Genomic DNA, 16,950 nt, shown 5'->3' on the forward strand with positions numbered 1-16,950 from the left:
GGCTACGAACGGCCGCTCCCTAGCGCCGGCGGTCGAGGAAATTCACCACTACCCGGTCCAGCCAACCCCACAGGCGCTGGTGCAGGCGCATCCACAGGGGACGCGCGCGCCACATCGCCAGGGTCACCTCGCGGCTGTCGGCGAAGTCCGCCAGCAGGCTCGCCGCCGCCTCATTGGTGAAGTCCGGGTCGAGGGCCTCGAGATTGGCGTCGAGGTTGAAGCGTAGATTCCAATGATCGAAGTTGCAGGAGCCGACGCTCACCCAATCGTCGACCATGACCATCTTCAGGTGCAGGAAGCGCGGCTGGTATTCGTGGATGCGCACGCCGGCGCGCAGCAGGCGCGGGTAGTAGCGCTGCCCGGCATAGCGCACCGGGGCGTGGTCGGTGAGCCGCCCGGCCAGCAGCAGGCGCACCTCCACGCCGCGCTGGGCGGCCTTGCGCAGGGCCCGGCGAACCTTCCAGGTCGGCAGGAAGTACGGCGTCGCCAGCCAGATCCGTCGGCGCGAGCCGTTCAGCGCGCGGACCAGCGATTGCAGGATGTCGCGGTGCTGGCGGGCGTCGGCGTAGGCCACCCGGCCCAACCCACGGGCCGCCCCCGGCTGCGGCGGAAGGCGGGTAAGGGTCATGCCCTCGCGGGGCTTCCAGGCTTTCTCTTCGAGACAGGCCAGCCATTGCCGCTCGAACAGCGCCGCCCAGTCCGCCACCACCGGGCCGTCCATCTCGACCATCACCTCGCGCCAGGCGCTGACGTCGCTGACCGGTTCCCAGAATTCGTCGGTGATCCCGGCGCCGCCGACATAACCGAGGCGCCCGTCCACCAGCAGCAGCTTGCGATGGTCGCGGTAGAGATTGCCGCCAGTCAGCTTCCAGCGCAGCGGGTTGTACAGCCGCAGTTCGCCGCCGGCCTCGCGCAGGCGCTGGATCCAGGCGCTGCCCAGGCCGAGGCAGCCGAAGCCGTCGAACAGGCAGCGCACGGCGACGCCCCGGCGGCGGGCATCCAGCAGGGCGACGAGAAACAGTTCGGCGCAATGCCCGTCTTCCACCAGGTACAGCTCCAGCTCGATGCTCCGCTGCGCCGCCTCGATGGCCAGCAGCATGCGCGGGAAGAACCGCACGCCGTCATTGAGCAGGGCGAAGCGGTTGTCGCTGCGCCAGGGAAAGACCGGGCCGCTCACCGCGAAGTGAAGATCAGCACGGCGCCGACCGGCACCGAGAGCCCGATGCTGCCGGCGCCGGCCAGCTTGCGCAGGGTTTCGATGCCGGGGGCGAGGTCGAAGTCGGCGGCGTCCAGCACCAGCGGCGACAGGGTCACCACCTGGAAGCGATGCTCGTCCAGGCGGGTCACCAACAGGTCGCTGGCGTAGCTCTTGCGCTTGCCGTGCAGGCTGACGGTCACCGGCTGGCGCATTTCCAGTTGCACGCCGTCGGCCAGCTCGACGATCGGCGCCAGGTCGAGCTGGGCGGTGATCTCCGCCTCGGCGAAGCGCTTGGTCTCGAACAGATGCTCGCGGATGCGTTCGTCGCGCAGCGGGATGTCGGTGCTCACCGAGTCCAGCTCGACGCGCAGGCGCGCCTGCCCCTTGTCGTCGACCTTGCCGTGCATGACCAGGAAGCGGCCGACTTCCGAAAGGGTAGCGTTCTTGGTGGAGATGAAACTGAGTCGCGACGACTCGTAGTCCAGGTACCAGGCGGCCTGGACCGGCAAGGCCAGGAGGGCCAGGCCGAGGCAGATCAACTTGTGCATGCGGGCTCCCTTTGCGTCCGGCGCCACCTTAAACCGGCCGCCTGGGAGCAGGCAAACTCCCGCGTCAGTCGAGCGCGTGCTGCAACTGACTGACGGTATCGGCCAGGGTTCCCAGGTGCCGGCGGCGCACCCGTTCGACGCAATCCTGGTCGCGCGGCCAGTGCAGCGCCACGCTGCCGAGCAGGCGACCCTGGGCGCGTACCGGCAAGGCCACCGCGCGGATCAGGAACGGCAGGCGCACCGGATACTCCCAGTGTCCCTCGGTACGCTCGCCGTAGCCCTGGCCGTGGGCCTGCTCGCGGGTGCGCAACCAGAGGTCCTCGTCTACCTGGTGCTGGCGCGCCAGGCGGCGCACCTCGCTGTCTGCCAGTTCGCCCAGGCAGGCCTTGCCCATGGCCGAATGGAACAGGCTGGCGTGCTGGCCGACCACCAGCCGGTTGGCCGGGTAGCGCTTGCGCAGGACGCCGGGCACCGAGCTTTCCGCCACCAGCAGGCGGTCGCCGTCGAGAATCGACAAATCGGCGACCAGCCCGGTTCGCTCGCTCAACTCCACCAGCAGCGGCGCGGAACGCTCCACCACCTGGCAACGGAAGCGCTCGGCGGCGTCACCGTAGAGGCGGGTGGAACGCAGCCGGTAGCGCCGGTCGGTCAAGCCGCGGTACAGCCAGCCCTGCTCCAGCAGGGTATGCAGCAGCCGCGACACCGTGGCCTTGGGCAGTTCGGTCAGGTAATGCAGTTCCTCGAGCCCCAGCGCCTGGTGCTGGCCCAGCAGATCGAGGATCGCCAGCGCCCGCTCCACCGAACGCACGGTTCCCGCCTCTTCTCTTTCCGGCATGACGACACCTCCACCGTCGACAGACCGTTATGGCAAAGCAAGATGCAGGCCCAGGTCATGTAGGAAGAATCTGCGAATACGCCAGCATTGCTCCGCGGCCTAGTCGATTCCCCCTGGAGCCTCGAGCATCGCCGGCGGACGGCGGCTGACCCAACGGGTCAGGCCCTCGTGGGCATGGGCCAGTTGCAGCACCGCCAGGTCGGCCTGCGCCGGGCCGATGATCTGCAATCCCATCGGCAGGCCCGCCGCGCCGAAGCCGATCGGTACGCTGATCGCCGGCAAACCGGCCAGGGTCGGGCCGATCACCACCTCCATCCAGCGGTGATAGGTGTCCATCGGCCGCCCGGCGACCTGCCGCGGCCACGCCGTTTCTGCATCGAAAGGAAACACCTGGGCGCTGGGCAGCAAGAGGAAATCGTAACGTTCGAACAGACGCGCCAGCGCCCGATACCAGTCGCTGCGATCCAGCGAGGCGCGATAGACCTCGGCGGCGCCGAGGCCGAGCCCGGACTCCACTTCCCACTGCGCCTCCGGCTTGAGCCGGAGGCGCCGTGCGGGATCGGCGTAAAGCTCGCCAAGCGAGCCCTGCACCAGCCACTGGCGATGGACCAGCCAGGTGCGCCACAGGCGCTCCAGGGGATAGTCCGGCAGGCACGCCTCGACGTCGCAGCCCAGCTCGGCGAAATCGCCCAGCGCGGCTTCGCAAAGCTCCAGCACGCCCTCCTCCATCGGCAGGTAGCCGGCGTAGTCGCCGAGCCAGCCGAGCCGGGCTCTGCGGAAATCGCGCCCGAGGTCGTCGGCGAACCTGCGCGGATCGTCGCGCAACGACAGCGGACAGCGCGGATCGTAGCCGGCCTGGGTGGCCAGCAGCCGGGCCAGGTCCGCCACGCTGCGCCCCATCGGGCCTTCGGTGGCCAGTTGCTGGACGAACAGTTCCGCTTGCGGGCCGTGCGGCACCCGTCCCTGGGACGGGCGGAAGCCGTAGACGTTGTTGTAGGCGGCGGGGTTGCGCAGCGAACCCATCATGTCGCTGCCGTCGGCCACCGGCAGCATGCGCAGCGCCAGCGCCACCGCCGCCCCACCGCTGCTGCCGCCGGCGATCCGCGCCGGATCGTAGGCATTGCGGGTGGTGCCGAACAGCGGGTTGTAGGTCTGCGAGCCGAGCCCGAACTCCGGTACGTTGGTCTTGCCGATGACGATCGCACCGCTGCTCTTCACCCGCTCGACGACGATGGCGTCGTGCTCCGGCACCTGCCCGGCGAACAGCGGCGAACCCAGGGTGGTAGGAATGCCGGAGGTGGCGGCGAGGTCCTTGATCGCCTGCGGCATGCCGTGCATCCAGCCCAGCCATTCGCCGCGCGCCAGTTGCCGGTCGCGCTCGTCGGCCTGGGCGAGCAGGCGGCTTTCCGCCTGCAGCGAGACGATGGCGTTGACCCGCGGGTTGAACCGTTCGATCTGCGCCAGGTAGGCCTGCATGACCTCGCGGCAGGACAGTTCGCGTCGGCGGATCGCCGCGGACAGCGGCAGCGCGTCAAGCGCGACGATTTCCTCGTGGCCGTCGCTTCGATGGCGGGTGGCGCTCATTCACAGACTCCTTGCCGGCTTGCCCAGGGCCGGTTCACGGGGGCGCGGGGCGGGCGTCGCGCCCTCCCGCAGATAGAGGGTGGCGAGCAGCCCGAGGAAGGCCGCGCCGAGCACGTAGAACGCCGGCGCCACTGGCGAGCCGCCGACCTCGGTGAGCCAGGTGACGATGAACGGAGCGAAACCGCCGAACAGCATCACCGCCAGGTTATACGCCACCGCCAGGCCGGTGGAACGCACCCGCACCGGAAACTGCTCGGCCACCGCGGTCGGCGCCGGGCCGAAGAAGCCGCCGATCGCCGTGCACAGCAACAGTTGCATCAGCAGCAGGCGCCCCAGGCTCGGCGCCGCGGCGACCCAGGCGAACAGCGGATAGACCATGAGCATGAAGGCCAGGGTCGCGACCAGCAGCACCGGGCGCCGCCCGACCCGGTCGGAGAGTCCCCCAGCCAACGGGATCACCAGGGTCATCAGCGCCACCGCAGCCATCTGCACCATGAACACCTCGTCCAGCGGCAGGCCCAACTGCTTGTGGGCGAAGGTCGGCATATTCACCAGCACCACGTAGAAGGACACCGTGCCGATCACCGTCAGGCCCATGCTCACCAGCACGCTGCGCCGGTATTCGCGCAGCACGCCGAGCAGCCCCTGGCGCTCGCCGGGCTCCCGGATGGCTTCGAGGAAGGCCTCGGTCTCGCCCATGTAGCGGCGGATCCACAATCCCACCGGACCGATCAGCAGACCGAACAGGAACGGCACCCGCCAGCCCCAGCTCTCCAGGGCCTCGGCGTCCAGGCAATGGGTGACCAGCGCGCCCATCCCCGCACCGGCGAACACCGCCAGGCACTGGCCGAACAATTGCCAGGAACCGTAGAGACCGCGCCGGTGCGGCGGCGCGCTTTCCACCAGGAAAGCCGTGGCGCTGGCGTACTCGCCGCCGGTGGCGAAACCCTGCAGCATTCGCGCGATCACGATCAGCAACGGTGCGCCGACGCCGATCGCCGCGTAGGTCGGGGCGAAGGCGATCATCGCGATGGACAGCGTCATCAGCAGGATGATCAGTTGCATCGCCGCCTTGCGTCCCCTGCGGTCGGCATACAGGCCGAGCAGGACCCCACCGACCGGACGCATGAAGAAACCGACACCGAAGGTGGCCAGGGCCATCAACAGCGAGGTGTACTCGTCGCCGGAAGGGAAGAACAGCCTGGCGATCAGGCTGGAAAGGAAGCCGTAGACGATGAAGTCGTACCACTCCAGGGCGTTGCCGATCACGGCAGCCGCCACCTGGCGGGTACGCGAGGTACCGCTCGGGCAAGCGTGCATGGGAATCTCCTGGTAACCGGGGGAATGCCGGCGCGGCTCAGGCCGCGCCGTTATTGGCGGCAGTCAGTCGAAGGCCGGACGCCGCGGGGGCGGCCAGCCAGGTCTCGGCGAGCGCGCCCCAATAGGCCGCGCCCCGGACCAGGATGTCGTCGTTGAAGTCATAGGCCGGGTTGTGCACCATCGGCCGTCCTCTGCCGTTGCCGATGAACAGGTAGCTGCCGGGGCAGCGCTGTAGCATCCAGGCGAAGTCCTCGCTGCCCATCAGCTTCGGCGTGTCGCCGTCGACCTGCTCCGCGCCGGCCAGCTCGACCCCGACCTGGCGGGCGAACTCGGTTTCCTCGACGCTGTTGACCAGCACTGGATAGGCCGGGTAGTGCTCGATGCTGGCCTGGCACCCATAGCTGGCGGCCTGCAACTCGATGATCTGGCGAACCCGCTGCAGCACCTGCTCGCGCACCTGGCCGTCGAGCGCCCGCAGGCTCAGGCGCAGCACGGCGCGCTGGGGTATGACGTTGGCCGCCTCGCCGGCCTGCAATGCGCCGACCGTGACCACCGCGGCCCTCTGCGGATCGACGTTGCGCGCCACCACGCTCTGCAGGGCCATCACCGCGCTCGACGCGGCGAGCAACGGATCGACGCTCAGGTGCGGCATCGAACCGTGTCCACCGACGCCCTCCAGGGTGACGCTCAGCAGGTCCTGGGAAGCCATCATCGGTCCCGCGCGGAAGCCCAGGTGCCCGGCCTCCAGTCCCGGCATGTTGTGCATGCCGAACAGCGCATCGCAGGGAAAGCGCTCCAGCAGCCCGTCGGCGAGCATCGCCTCGGCGCCGCCCTGGCCTTCCTCGGCGGGCTGGAAGATCAGTACCAGGGTGCCGTCGAAACGCCGCGTCGCCGCCAGGTAGCGTGCCGCGCCGAGCAGCATCGCGGTGTGTCCGTCGTGGCCGCAGGCGTGCATGCGCCCGCCGTGGCAGCTGCTGTAGCCGAGCCCCGTGGCCTCGACGATCGGCAGCGCATCCATGTCCGCCCGCAGGCCGAGCCGCCGCGTACCGTCGCCCTGGCGGAGGACGCCGACCACGCCGGTGCGGCCGATCCCTTCGTGCACTTCGTAGCCCCAGCCGCGCAGGCATTCGGCGACCAGCGCGGCGGTGCGTCGCTCCTCGAAGCCCAGTTCGGGATGGGCGTGGATGTCCTGGCGCAGGCTACGCAGGTCGTCGGCGACCTCCTCGAGCCAGGCCACGATGTGTCGATGTCGAGCCATGCCGTCTCTCCTCTGGCCGGATTGCGCTCCGGTCTTGTTGGCGGGAGGCCCGGACGCAAGGCCGGCCGGGCGTGGTCACAGCTAAGCGCGGCACGCGGCGAAGGACAACGGAAGGCGGTTCCACTGGGTGGAACCCAAGGCCCGCGCCGCCCTCCGCCGGTACGTCAGAACTGTTCCGGCGGCACTTCGCGGAAGTTCAGCACGGCGAACACCGGTACCTCGGGAGTGATCGAGGGAATATTGGCCATCTCCTTCAAGGGCTTGAGCTTCTCTTCCAGGTCGAAGTCGAGCAGCTTCAGCAGCACCGGCTCCAGGGTCGCCACCTGGACCAGCCCTTCGCCCTGGCGGGTGACCAGCACGTCGGCCTTCAGGCGGCGCTGCTGGCCGTGCAGGTCGAGGGTGAAGTCGAGCTTCTCGACCCGCGACTGGCCGACCCGCAGGTCGTCGAAGCCGGCCATGTCCAGGCGGCTCTCCACGGTGGCCTCGGGGAAGCGCGAGGTTTCGAAGAAGTTGTCCTTCATTCGCTCGTCGCGCAGGGCCAGGCCGCTGTCCAGGGTGCCCAGCGGCACCACGATGCGCGCGACGCCCTGCTTGTCGATCTGGCCGCTGAGACGGTCGAAGCGCTGCACCTCGGCCATCTTCGCGCGTTTCACGGAAACGAAGCTGATCCGCGAGTAATCCGGCTCCAGTTGCCATTCCGCCGCCGACAGCAGCGGGCTGAGGAGCAACAACAGGACACACAATACAACAGGCATTCCACCTCCGGCTTCGGGCCGGCGCCGTCCCTCGCCCCGCGCCCCGACATGCGCCACCGGTCAGTCCGGCAGCCTGTCCGCCTCGGGCATGAGCCGGCATCCCTCGCGCGGGCCCAGCCAGGCGGCCGTCTGCGTACTGCCGAGGCCGCGGGCGGTCACCCGGCGGCGGGCTTCGTCGTCGAAGAAGCCGCTGATCGGCACGTACTGTTGGGTATAGGCCCGGCAATAGTCCGCGGAGTTCCCCATCACGTAGCGGCAGGAGCAGTACTCCTTGGCCGTGTAGGCGCCGATGATGGCGGGAAAGGCCGCCAGGTGGATGCGGTTCTGCCAGGCCCACGCGAGGGCGGCGAGCAGCCCCAGGACGAACAGGAAGAGCAAGGGATGACGACGGATCATGGCCGCGCCTCCCCGGCGAACGCCGCCTGTGCCAGGCGCAGGAATTCGTTGTGGCGGAAACGCCCGTCGCGGTCGTCGGCGTAGCGCACGATCACCAGCTTCTCCTCGGGCAGCACGTAGAGCGCCTGGCCCCAGTGGCCGAGCGCGGCGAAGGCGGTCTCGGCGACGTCCGGCCAGGGCGCCGGCGCGCCTTTCACCGCACGGTTCAACCACCACTGGCCGCCCGGCACCGCCTCGCCCTCCTCTTCCGCGCTCGGCCGGTAGCGGGCGAAGGGTGTCAGGTTGAACTCGACCCATGCCAGCGGCAGCAGTTGCCGCTCGCGCCAGCGCCCGTGGCGCTGCATCAGCAGGCCGACGCGCGCCAGGTCGCGGGCGCTCATGTAGACGTACGACGAGCCGACGAACGTGCCGGCGGCGTCTCGCTCCCATACCGCCGAACGGATGCCCAGCGGCTCGAACAGCGCGCGCCAGGGGTACTCGGCATAGTCCGCGCCGAGCATGCCGTGGAGGGCCGCCGCCAGCACGTTGCTGTCGCCGCTGGAGTAGCGGAAACGCCGGCCCGGCGGCCGGGCCTGCGGGGTTTCGGCGACGAAGCCGGCCATGTCGTCACGCCCACGGGTGTAGAGCATCGCCACCACGGAGGACTTCAACGGCGCGAACTCGTAGTCCTCCTGCCAGTCCAGTCCGGAAGACCAGTTCAGCAGGTGGCGCAACGTCACCTCGGGATGACGGGCGAACGGCGGGTAGTAGCGCGCCACCGGGTCGTCGAGCTGGAAGCGCCCTTCGCCCTCGGCGACGCCAAGCAGCGTGGCGAGCAGGCTCTTGCTCACCGACCAGGTAAGGTGCGGGGTCTCTGCACGGCTCGGGCCGGCGTAGCGCTCATAGACCAGACGACCGTCGCGGATCACCACTACCGCGTCGGTGCGGATGCCTTTACGACGAACATCGTCGCGACGACCGAAGGCATAGCGCTCGAATGCCTCCAGCGCCGGCCCCGCGGGCTGTTGGGCACGGGGCCAGTCGGTGTCGGGCCAGTCTTCGGCCAGGGCAGGGAGGGCGAATACCAGGGCCAGCGCGGCGAGGGCGCGGCGGGACAACGGCAAAGCGGGCATCGGCGGGCCCTCTCGACGGTCGAGGGGCAACCCTAGCATGGCCTCGATGACGCCAGGAAGCGCGGACTCAGCCTGGCATGCGGTAGTCGTCCGGGCCGAGCAGGTCGATGCCGCACTCGAGGTTCTCGATCCAGTAGAGGAAGGCGCTGATCATTTCCTTGCCGACGAAGGGCCGCCCGTGTTGCGGCACGATCATCTCCACATCCATGTCCCGGACCATCCGCGCCCACAGGCGGCAGATCTTGTTCGCCGCCATGTAGCGGCGATGGAATCCGTCCATGTACTGGATATGCGCGGCGAAATCGCTGACCGGCGCCGCGTCGTCCACCAGCGAGGCGCCCATATCGCCCGAGAAAAGGATCTTGCTCACCGGGTCGTAGAGCTGGAAGTTGCCCACCGAATGCAGGAAATGCGCGGGGATCGCCTTCAACGAGCAGTCGCCGAGAGCGATCGCCTGGCCGCGGTCGGGCAACGGCATGACCCGGTCGTAGGTGTTGATGCCATGGCTGACCGCCAGGTAGTTGGCCGTCAGGTGCGGCAGGAAGCGCGCCCACAGCTTGGAGCAGATCACCCGGGCGCGGGTGTGCAGCAGCCACTTGTCGAGGGCGGCGATGATGTCCGGGTCCTGGTGCGAAGCGAAGATGTAGTCCAGCTCCTGCAGCGGAAAGCGTTTCGACAATTCCAGCGAGAGCGGCGTGTAGGTCAGGTCGCCGCCGGGATCGAGCAGCAGGTACTGGCCGTTGTCGACGATCAGGAACTGGTTGGACTGGACCCCTTCGCCGCTGACGAGGTCATCGAAACACAGGCACTGGTGGCTGCCGTTGTCGAACAGCACGATCGGTTCGCGTCGCATGGTCGGTGAAATCTACTCTGTGCAGGCGCCGAGGAGCATTCCTCGCCGGATGCTGCGCAGGGTAAGCGCCTGCGGCGCGGCGCCTCACTGACCTGGGTCAAGCCCGAGGCGGGTCAAGGCCTTCTCCAGGCGAACTTTGCGGGCCCCGTTGGCAATCGCCAGCAAGCCGCGATCGCGTTGCCACAATGCCTCCCAGGTCGAGGCGTTGGCGGCGAAGGCGGCATCCAGTTGCCCCTCCAGCGCCGAGAACTGTTCGAACAGCCCAGCCAGTACCGCCTGGGTGCCGACGCAGGCGACCGGATGCCGCGCGACCTCGGCGCAGCCGCCGAGGATGCCGGCCAGGCGCAGCAGCAGCGGCGAGGGCCAGCCGCATTCATGGCCGACCCCATAGAGCCAGCCGACCAGCGCCGCCAGCACATGGACATCCTCCAGCAGGCGGAACGGCCTGACGTAGTCGTCCCAACCATCGCCGGGCAGGCGCTCGCAATGGGCACCGTCGAGCAACAGGCGGGAATGCGGCACATCCGGCATCAGCGGCAGCGCCGGCAACGCCTCCAGGCGCGCCCCCGGGGCGCCGGCCAGGACCACCGTCATCGACAGTCGCGGCGGCTGCCCCGGCGCCTCGTCGCGGGCGGCCACCAGCCACCAGGAGGCGCTGTCGCCAGCGGTGACGAAATCCTTTTGTCCATGCAGGACCAGCCCCTCCAGGCGGGTCTGCAGGTCCGCCGGGCGCACGCTGCGCTTCTCGGTCACGCACAGCGCGCCGAGACCTTCCGGCGCCGCCGGCCAGAGCGCGCGCAGGGCCGCCTGGTAGCCGGCGAGGAAGGCCAGGCCCGGACTCGCGGCCAATCGTCCGCCGAGCACCGCCCGCTCCAGGGTGCCAAGACCGTCGGCGCGCGCCAGGGCGGCGGCGTGCCAGTCTTCCAGGGAGCCTTCGGTGGGCAGGCGGTCGAGCGGGCCGAGCAAGCGTTGCCAGGACATGGCGGACTCCAGTGTGGAATGTGTCGGAACCGGCATCCTGCCGAGGGTGCCAGCGTTGAACAACGGCGCGTTACATCCGGCGACAATGTCATACAAGCATCACGCCCCTGTCACAGGGGTGACACCGCGCCTTCCTAGCCTGAGCTTGCACAACAAAGCCGAGCGGCCGCAACCCGCGGCACCGGCCCAAGGAGGCCCAGGCATGACCCAGACCGCCATTACCCGCGAACCCGTCGCCGGACGCCGCCTGAAGGCCGAGCGCCTGAACGGCGCCCGCGCCCTGCGCGAGGCCCAGGCCCTGCGCTACCGCGTATTCAGCGCCGAGTTCGACGCCAAGCTCGAAGGCGCCGAAGACGGCCTCGACCGCGACGACTACGACCGTCACTGCGCGCACATCGGCGTCCGCGACCTCGACAGCGGCGCCCTGGTGGCCACCACCCGGCTGCTCGACCATCGCGCCGCCGAACGCCTCGGGCGCTTCTACAGCGAAGAGGAGTTCCACCTCTCCGGCCTCGACGCCCTGCACGGCCCGGTCCTGGAGATCGGCCGCACCTGCGTCGCTCCCGAATACCGCAACGGCGCCACCATCGCGGTACTCTGGGGCGAACTCGCCGAGGTCCTCAACGAGGGCGGCTACCGCTACCTGATGGGCTGCGCCAGCATTCCCATGCGCGACGGCGGTATGCAGGCCAAGGCGGTGATGCAGCGGCTGCGCGAACGCTACCTGTGCACCGACTACCTGCAGGCCGAGCCGAAGAACCCGCTGCCGCCGCTGGACGTCCCGGAAAACCTCACCGCCGAGCTGCCGCCGCTGCTCAAGGCCTACATGCGCCTGGGCGCCAAGATCTGCGGCGAGCCTTGCTGGGACCCGGATTTCCAGGTCGCCGACGTGTTCATCCTGCTCAAGCGCGACGAACTCTGCCCGCGCTACGCCCGCCACTTCAAGGCAGCGGTCTGATGGCGCGGCTGCGCCTGCTGCTGCGCAGCGCACGCCTGCTCGGGCTGGTCGCGCTCGGACTGGGCCTGGCCGCTTGGGTCAGCCTGCGCGAGCGGCTGCCCGGCGCCGACGTCACGCCGCTGCGCCAGCGCCTGACCCGCTGGTGGCTGGCGCGCCTCTGCGCGGCCCTGCCCTTCGAGGTCAGGGTCAGCGGCGAAGCGCCCCGGCAACCCATGCTGTGGGTAGCCAACCATGTGTCCTGGACCGATATCCCGCTGCTCGGCGCCCTGGCGCCGCTGACCTTCCTGTCCAAGGCCGAGGTGCGTGCCTGGCCGCTGGCCGGCTGGCTGGCGGAAAAGGCCGGCACCCTGTTCATCCGCCGCGGCTCGGGCGACAGCCGGCTGATCAACCAGCGCTTGGCCGAACAACTGCACCGTGGGCGCAACCTGCTGATCTTCCCGGAAGGCACCACCACCAACGGCGAAAGCCTGCGCACCTTCCACGGTCGCCTGATGGCCAGCGCCCTGGAAGCCGGCGTGGCGGTGCAGCCGGTGGCGATCAGCTACCGCCGCGACGGCGTGCCCGATGCGCAGGCGCCGTTCATCGGCGACGACGACTTGCTCAGCCACCTCGGCCGCCTGCTGCGCGGCGAGCGCGGCAGCGTGCATATCCAGCTGCTGGAACCGATCCCCAGCCAGGGCCTGGACCGCGCCGAACTGGCCCGCCAGGCCCAGCAGGCGGTGCGCCTGGCGCTGTTCGGCACTGCCGCCACTACGCAAACCCGGCGCGCCGCCTAGTCGCGCTTGGGCGGCACCGCCAGCACGTCGCACGGCAGGTCGCCGAGGGCCGCCTCGGCCACGCTGCCGATCAGCGCGCGGCGGAAGCCGGTCAGGCCCTGGGTGCCGAGCACCGTCAACTGCGGCGCCTGGCGGCGTACCTCGGTCATGATCACGTTGATCGGCAAGCCTTCGCCGACGCGCAACTGGATGTCCTCGCGGCCCAGCCCCAGGCCGGCGACGTAGTCGCGCAGCTCGACGTTGGCCTTGAGTTCCTCCTGGTCGACGTAATGCTCGACGCGGTCTTCCTTGATCCCCGAATAACGCATCATGCCTTTGGCGAACGGCTCGAAGGCATGCAGCGCGGTGAGGCTGGCGGCGTCGAGGAAGCCGAGCTGGCCGGCCATCTGCACCGCGCGCGTCGAGGTCGGCGAGAAGTCCAGCGCCAGCAGCACCCGGCGGTACTCCTCTTCCGGCGCACCGGCCGCGCGCAGCACCGGGATCTTCGCATTGCGTACCACCCGCTCCAGGGTGGTGCCGATGAACAGGTCGCGCAGCGGCGTGTGCCGGTGCGCGCCCATCACCAGCAGGTCGGCGCCGATCTCCTCGGCCACCGCGTTGATCACCACCACCGGATCGCCGACCCGCACGATCGCCTTGGACTCGACGCCGAGGCGCTCCTTCAGGGCCTGTCCGTTCACTTCCAGCAGGTTGGCGATGGCCAGCCGTTGCGGCGCGATCAGCACCGGCGGCTGGTCGTCGTCGAGCACGTTCAGCACGGTCAGTTCGGCATTCCTCGCCTTGGCCAGCGCCGCGGCGCGCATGACCGCCAGCTCAGAACGCGAGGACAGGTCGGTCGCCACCAGGATTCGTTTCATCTTCCACCTCCATTGGCAGAGCGTTGAACGTCGGCCCCATTGAACGATCGACGCGACCGCTGCCGGTTGATGTGCATCAAGCGGATGCTTCGGACTGAAACAATTGATAGGTGATTCCGCCGGCCGGGCCAATGGCCGCTGCGCCAGGCTCAGCGCTGGCTCAGGGCGAAAGCCTGGAGTTGCGGGTAGAAGGCGCGGAAATCCGCGCTCAGGTCATCGTAGCGCTGGGCCAGTTCTTCCCAGGAGCCGTCCAGCAGGTGCGGTCGCGACAGCCTCCGCGACATACCGCCCAGCACTTCGCGCAAGACCGCGAACTCGCGGTAGCTGCCCAACCAGTCCTGGGCCGCCATCCGCGGCGCGATGCGCGCCAGGCGCTCCGGCAGCGGCGAGGCGGTGCGCAGGGTGCCGTAGACCCGCTCGACGAACTGCGGCAGCGGTTCGTCGGCGTAGTCGTTCCAGTCGCGCGCCAGGCAGTGGTCGAAGAACACGTCCAGCAGGACGCCGGCGAAACGCCGGCGCTCCAGCGGGAAGCGCCGCTTGGCCGCATGCACCAGTGGGTGGCTGTCGGTGAAGGCGTCGATGCGCCGGTGCAACTGGATGGCCCGCTCGATCTCGTCCGGCCATTGTCCCTGCAGGCGGCCCTTGACGAAGTCGCCGTACAGGCTGCCGAGCAGTTGGGCCGGTTGCGGGCCGCCGAGGTGGAGATGCGCGAGGTAGTTCATGCGGGCTAGCTTACCCCAGGGACGGAACGGTCGTTTCGATCATCGTCATCAGCCCTGTCGATAGCGACTATCGTCGCAATCGATCCCCATATCGTCCCACACCGATATATAGTTCGTCCCAACCCGATATGGACGGCCAACGGACCACCGCCATGCCACTGGACATCGACGAAATCATCAAGGCTCTCTCCCACCCGGTGCGACGCGACATGCTGCGCTGGCTGAAGGAACCGGAGAAGTACTTCGTCGAGCAGGACCACCCGTTCGAGATCGGCGTCTGCGCCGGCAAGTTCGACCAGCGTACCGGTCTCTCCCAGTCCACCGTGTCGGTACACCTCGCCACCCTGCAACGCGCCGGTCTGGTGACCAGCCGCCGGGTCGGCCAGTGGAATTTCTTCAAGCGCAACGAGGAGACCATCCAGGCCTTCCTCGACCAACTCGGCGACGAGCTGTAAGCAGCACTCGCTTCCACCCCACCACCTCGCAGTCCAGGAGCTCGACCGATGCCGGCGTCTCTTCTCGTCCTCGCTTTATCCGCCTTTGCCATCGGTACCACCGAATTCGTCATCATGGGCCTGCTGCCGCAGGTCGCCGGCGACCTGCGGGTATCCATTCCCAGCGCCGGCTGGCTGATCAGCGGCTACGCCTTCGCCGTGGCCTTCGGCGCCCCGCTGATGGCCATGGCCACCGCCCGCCTGGAGCGCAAGAAAGCCCTGCTCGCGCTGATGGGCATCTTCATCGTCGGCAACCTGCTCTGCGCGGTGGCCGCCAACTACGGCCTGCTGATGCTGGCGCGGATCGTCACCGCGCTCTGCCATGGCGCCTTCTTCGGCATCGGCTCGGTGGTCGCCGCCAGCCTGGTGGCGCCGAACCGCCGCGCTTCCGCCGTGGCCCTGATGTTCACCGGCCTGACCCTGGCCAACGTGCTCGGCGTGCCGCTGGGTACCGCGCTCGGCCAGGAAGCCGGCTGGCGCGCGACCTTCTGGGTGGTGACCCTGATCGGCGTGGTCGCCTTCGTCGGCCTGGCCAGGGTGCTGCCAAACGACCGCGAGGAAGAGAAGGTCGACCTGCGCCAGGAAATGTCCGCGCTGAAGAACTCGTCGCTGTGGCTGGCCCTGGGCACCACCGTGCTGTTCGCCGCCTCGATGTTCGCCCTGTTCACCTACGTCGCGCCGCTGCTCGGCGAAGTCACCGGGGTCAGCCCGCGCGGCGTGACCTGGACCCTGCTGCTGATCGGCGTCGGCCTGACCGTCGGCAACGTGATCGGCGGCCGCCTCGCCGACTGGCGCCTGGGCACCACCATGGCCGCGGTGTTCGCCGCCATGGCGCTGGTCTCGGCGCTGTTCAGCTGGACCAGCCAGGCCCTGCTGCCGGCGGAGATCACCCTGTTCTTCTGGGCCGCCGCCGCCTTCGCCGCGGTGCCCGCGCTGCAGGTCAACGTGGTCCGCGTCGGGCATGCCGCGCCGAACCTGGTGGCGACCCTGAACATCGGCGCCTTCAACGTCGGCAACGCGCTCGGCGCCTGGGTCGGCGGCAGCGTCATCGACCACGGCCTGGGCCTGACCCGCGTGCCGCTGGCCGCCGCCGCGCTGGCCGCGCTGGCGCTGCTGGCCACCCTGATCGCCTTTTCCGGAAACGGCCGCGCCCAGGCGCAGCCGGTCCTCGATTGATCCCCTGTCCGTCTATTCCCTAGTGGAGGATGTTCCATGGCTACTCTGTTCGATCCCATCGTGCTCGGCGACCTCGAGCTGCCCAACCGTATCGTCATGGCGCCGCTGACCCGCTGCCGCGCCGATGAAGGCCGCGTGCCCAACGCCCTGATGGCCGAGTACTACGCCCAGCGCGCCGATGCCGGCCTGATCCTCAGCGAGGCCACCGCGGTCACGCCGATGGGCGTGGGCTACCCCGACACCCCCGGCATCTGGTCCGATGACCAGGTCCGTGGCTGGAGCAACGTGACCAAGGCGGTGCACGCCGCCGGCGGGCGCATCTTCCTGCAACTCTGGCACGTCGGGCGGATTTCCGATCCGCTCTACCTGAATGGCGAGCTGCCGGTGGCGCCGAGCGCCATCGCCGCCGAGGGGCACGTCAGCCTGGTGCGCCCGAAGCGTCCCTACGTCACCCCGCGCGCGCTGGACACCGAGGAGATCGCCGACATCGTCGAGGCCTACCGCCAGGGCGCCGAGCGGGCCAAGGCCGCCGGCTTCGACGGCGTGGAGATCCACGGCGCCAACGGCTACCTGCTCGACCAGTTCCTCCAGGACAGCACCAACAAGCGCACCGACCGCTACGGCGGCTCCATCGAGAACCGCGCGCGCCTGCTGCTGGAGGTCACCGACGCGGCGATCTCCGTATGGGGCGCCCAGCGCGTCGGCGTACACCTGGCGCCGCGTGCCGACTCCCACGACATGGGCGATTCCAACCGCCTGGAAACCTTCAGCCATGTCGCCCGTGAGCTGGGCAAGCGCGGCATCGCCTTCATCTGCGCCCGCGAAGCGCAGGCCGACGACAGCATCGGCGTAGCCCTGAAGAAAGCCTTCGGCGGACCCTACATCGCCAACGAGCAGTTCACCCTCGACAGCGCCAACGCCATCCTGGCCAAGGGCGACGCCGATGCGGTGGCCTTCGGCGTCCCCTTCATCGCCAACCCGGACCTGGTCGAACGCCTGCGCCAGGGCGCCGAACTGAACCCGCCGCGCCCGGAAACCTTCTATACCGGCGGTACCGAAGGCTACCTGGACTATCCGACCCTGGCCTGATCGCGCCAGCCAGGAAGAGCCCGCCACGCTTGTCGTGG

At 69.2% G+C, this 16,950-nt stretch carries 18 protein-coding genes; 5 read left to right on the forward strand and 13 right to left on the reverse strand.

Translation table 11 applies throughout. The features are described 5' to 3' along the window. Nucleotides 1-19 precede the first annotated feature (19 nt). The 11 genes from ACYAF3_RS04850 to ACYAF3_RS04900 form a co-directional block, all read right to left on the reverse strand. Nucleotides 20-1,099 carry a phospholipase D-like domain-containing protein gene (locus ACYAF3_RS04850; protein WP_003120863.1) on the reverse strand — a complete coding sequence of 360 codons (1,080 nt, stop codon included), beginning with the start codon at nt 1,097-1,099 and terminating at the stop codon, nt 20-22. Nucleotides 1,100-1,173: 74 nt separating this feature from the next. Then, entirely contained in the window at nt 1,174-1,746 is a 573-nt protein-coding gene (locus ACYAF3_RS04855) for a YceI family protein (protein WP_003093949.1), read from the reverse strand. Between the two features lie 64 nt (nt 1,747-1,810). Then, the gene (locus tag ACYAF3_RS04860; RefSeq protein ID WP_003093951.1) at nt 1,811-2,581 is read right to left on the reverse strand and encodes an IclR family transcriptional regulator; all 771 of its coding nucleotides are present in this window, start codon (nt 2,579-2,581) and stop codon (nt 1,811-1,813) included. Between the two features lie 99 nt (nt 2,582-2,680). After that, complete coding sequence (locus ACYAF3_RS04865) at nt 2,681-4,165, reverse strand: amidase (protein WP_031755903.1); 1,485 nt, start codon at nt 4,163-4,165, stop codon at nt 2,681-2,683. Further along, nucleotides 4,166-5,485: a citrate-proton symporter gene (locus tag ACYAF3_RS04870; protein WP_003110047.1), complete on the reverse strand. Its 1,320-nt coding sequence runs from the start codon at nt 5,483-5,485 to the stop codon at nt 4,166-4,168. Nucleotides 5,486-5,522: 37 nt separating this feature from the next. After that, nucleotides 5,523-6,743 carry a M20 aminoacylase family protein gene (locus tag ACYAF3_RS04875; protein ID WP_023084721.1) on the reverse strand — a complete coding sequence of 407 codons (1,221 nt, stop codon included), beginning with the start codon at nt 6,741-6,743 and terminating at the stop codon, nt 5,523-5,525. 164 nt (nt 6,744-6,907) lie between these two features. After that, nucleotides 6,908-7,498 carry a YceI family protein gene (locus ACYAF3_RS04880; RefSeq protein WP_003120867.1) on the reverse strand — a complete coding sequence of 197 codons (591 nt, stop codon included), beginning with the start codon at nt 7,496-7,498 and terminating at the stop codon, nt 6,908-6,910. A 60-nt stretch (nt 7,499-7,558) separates the two neighbouring features. Continuing rightward, the gene (locus ACYAF3_RS04885; RefSeq protein ID WP_003093963.1) at nt 7,559-7,894 is read right to left on the reverse strand and encodes a hypothetical protein; all 336 of its coding nucleotides are present in this window, start codon (nt 7,892-7,894) and stop codon (nt 7,559-7,561) included. Next, nucleotides 7,891-9,006: a serine hydrolase domain-containing protein gene (locus ACYAF3_RS04890; RefSeq protein WP_003101127.1), complete on the reverse strand. Its 1,116-nt coding sequence runs from the start codon at nt 9,004-9,006 to the stop codon at nt 7,891-7,893. The genes ACYAF3_RS04885 and ACYAF3_RS04890 overlap by 4 nt, the downstream gene beginning before the upstream one ends. A 67-nt stretch (nt 9,007-9,073) precedes the next feature. Continuing rightward, nucleotides 9,074-9,859: an oxygen-binding di-iron domain-containing protein gene (locus ACYAF3_RS04895; protein WP_003093967.1), complete on the reverse strand. Its 786-nt coding sequence runs from the start codon at nt 9,857-9,859 to the stop codon at nt 9,074-9,076. An 84-nt stretch (nt 9,860-9,943) separates the two neighbouring features. Further along, nucleotides 9,944-10,840, reverse strand: coding sequence for an acyl-CoA dehydrogenase middle domain-containing protein (locus tag ACYAF3_RS04900; RefSeq protein ID WP_003093969.1), 897 nt, complete (start codon nt 10,838-10,840; stop codon nt 9,944-9,946). Between the two features lie 202 nt (nt 10,841-11,042). Here ACYAF3_RS04900 and olsB point away from each other — a divergent pair, with 202 nt between their 5' ends. Together olsB and olsA are read left to right on the forward strand one after the other, a co-directional pair. Then, nucleotides 11,043-11,798 carry an L-ornithine N(alpha)-acyltransferase gene (olsB, locus tag ACYAF3_RS04905; protein WP_003093970.1) on the forward strand — a complete coding sequence of 252 codons (756 nt, stop codon included), beginning with the start codon at nt 11,043-11,045 and terminating at the stop codon, nt 11,796-11,798. Continuing rightward, nucleotides 11,798-12,574 (forward strand): lyso-ornithine lipid O-acyltransferase, encoded by a 777-nt coding sequence (olsA, locus tag ACYAF3_RS04910; RefSeq protein WP_003103796.1) that lies wholly within the window; start codon nt 11,798-11,800, stop codon nt 12,572-12,574. Before olsB ends, olsA begins: the two co-directional genes overlap by 1 nt. On the opposite strand, the gene ACYAF3_RS04915 is transcribed toward olsA, so the two are convergent. Together ACYAF3_RS04915 and ACYAF3_RS04920 are read right to left on the reverse strand one after the other, a co-directional pair. Beyond that, complete coding sequence (locus ACYAF3_RS04915; RefSeq protein WP_003093974.1) at nt 12,571-13,431, reverse strand: universal stress protein; 861 nt, start codon at nt 13,429-13,431, stop codon at nt 12,571-12,573. The two genes, olsA and ACYAF3_RS04915, sit on opposite strands and share 4 nt — an antisense overlap. Before the next feature lie 149 nt (nt 13,432-13,580). Next, the gene (locus ACYAF3_RS04920) at nt 13,581-14,153 is read right to left on the reverse strand and encodes an acyl carrier protein phosphodiesterase (protein WP_003093976.1); all 573 of its coding nucleotides are present in this window, start codon (nt 14,151-14,153) and stop codon (nt 13,581-13,583) included. Between the two features lie 152 nt (nt 14,154-14,305). On the opposite strand from ACYAF3_RS04920, the gene pyeR reads away from it, so the two are divergent. The 3 genes from pyeR to ACYAF3_RS04935 are packed head-to-tail and all read left to right on the forward strand — an operon-like array spanning nt 14,306 to nt 16,912. Beyond that, complete coding sequence (pyeR, locus tag ACYAF3_RS04925) at nt 14,306-14,608, forward strand: ArsR family transcriptional repressor PyeR (protein ID WP_003093978.1); 303 nt, start codon at nt 14,306-14,308, stop codon at nt 14,606-14,608. A 48-nt stretch (nt 14,609-14,656) separates the two neighbouring features. After that, complete coding sequence (locus ACYAF3_RS04930) at nt 14,657-15,823, forward strand: MFS transporter (protein WP_105579154.1); 1,167 nt, start codon at nt 14,657-14,659, stop codon at nt 15,821-15,823. A gap of 36 nt (nt 15,824-15,859) precedes the next feature. Continuing rightward, nucleotides 15,860-16,912 (forward strand): alkene reductase, encoded by a 1,053-nt coding sequence (locus tag ACYAF3_RS04935; RefSeq protein WP_003103810.1) that lies wholly within the window; start codon nt 15,860-15,862, stop codon nt 16,910-16,912. The last annotated feature ends 38 nt before the right edge of the window (nt 16,913-16,950 follow it).

It is taken from the genome of Pseudomonas sp. TZ252, assembly GCF_056110345.1.

What these genes read in the sequence shown, in the direction of transcription:
- ACYAF3_RS04850 (WP_003120863.1), bottom strand. Translation starts at nt 1,099, where the DNA reads ATGCTGCTGGCCATCGAGGCGGCGCAGCGGAGCATCGAGCTGGAGCTG.
- ACYAF3_RS04855 (WP_003093949.1), bottom strand. Translation starts at nt 1,746, where the DNA reads ATGCACAAGTTGATCTGCCTCGGCCTGGCCCTCCTGGCCTTGCCGGTC.
- ACYAF3_RS04860 (WP_003093951.1), bottom strand. Translation starts at nt 2,581, where the DNA reads ATGCCGGAAAGAGAAGAGGCGGGAACCGTGCGTTCGGTGGAGCGGGCG.
- ACYAF3_RS04865 (WP_031755903.1), bottom strand. Translation starts at nt 4,165, where the DNA reads ATGAGCGCCACCCGCCATCGAAGCGACGGCCACGAGGAAATCGTCGCG.
- ACYAF3_RS04870 (WP_003110047.1), bottom strand. Translation starts at nt 5,485, where the DNA reads ATGCACGCTTGCCCGAGCGGTACCTCGCGTACCCGCCAGGTGGCGGCT.
- ACYAF3_RS04875 (WP_023084721.1), bottom strand. Translation starts at nt 6,743, where the DNA reads ATGGCTCGACATCGACACATCGTGGCCTGGCTCGAGGAGGTCGCCGAC.
- ACYAF3_RS04880 (WP_003120867.1), bottom strand. Translation starts at nt 7,498, where the DNA reads ATGCCTGTTGTATTGTGTGTCCTGTTGTTGCTCCTCAGCCCGCTGCTG.
- ACYAF3_RS04885 (WP_003093963.1), bottom strand. Translation starts at nt 7,894, where the DNA reads ATGATCCGTCGTCATCCCTTGCTCTTCCTGTTCGTCCTGGGGCTGCTC.
- ACYAF3_RS04890 (WP_003101127.1), bottom strand. Translation starts at nt 9,006, where the DNA reads ATGCCCGCTTTGCCGTTGTCCCGCCGCGCCCTCGCCGCGCTGGCCCTG.
- ACYAF3_RS04895 (WP_003093967.1), bottom strand. Translation starts at nt 9,859, where the DNA reads ATGCGACGCGAACCGATCGTGCTGTTCGACAACGGCAGCCACCAGTGC.
- ACYAF3_RS04900 (WP_003093969.1), bottom strand. Translation starts at nt 10,840, where the DNA reads ATGTCCTGGCAACGCTTGCTCGGCCCGCTCGACCGCCTGCCCACCGAA.
- olsB (WP_003093970.1), top strand. Translation starts at nt 11,043, where the DNA reads ATGACCCAGACCGCCATTACCCGCGAACCCGTCGCCGGACGCCGCCTG.
- olsA (WP_003103796.1), top strand. Translation starts at nt 11,798, where the DNA reads ATGGCGCGGCTGCGCCTGCTGCTGCGCAGCGCACGCCTGCTCGGGCTG.
- ACYAF3_RS04915 (WP_003093974.1), bottom strand. Translation starts at nt 13,431, where the DNA reads ATGAAACGAATCCTGGTGGCGACCGACCTGTCCTCGCGTTCTGAGCTG.
- ACYAF3_RS04920 (WP_003093976.1), bottom strand. Translation starts at nt 14,153, where the DNA reads ATGAACTACCTCGCGCATCTCCACCTCGGCGGCCCGCAACCGGCCCAA.
- pyeR (WP_003093978.1), top strand. Translation starts at nt 14,306, where the DNA reads ATGCCACTGGACATCGACGAAATCATCAAGGCTCTCTCCCACCCGGTG.
- ACYAF3_RS04930 (WP_105579154.1), top strand. Translation starts at nt 14,657, where the DNA reads ATGCCGGCGTCTCTTCTCGTCCTCGCTTTATCCGCCTTTGCCATCGGT.
- ACYAF3_RS04935 (WP_003103810.1), top strand. Translation starts at nt 15,860, where the DNA reads ATGGCTACTCTGTTCGATCCCATCGTGCTCGGCGACCTCGAGCTGCCC.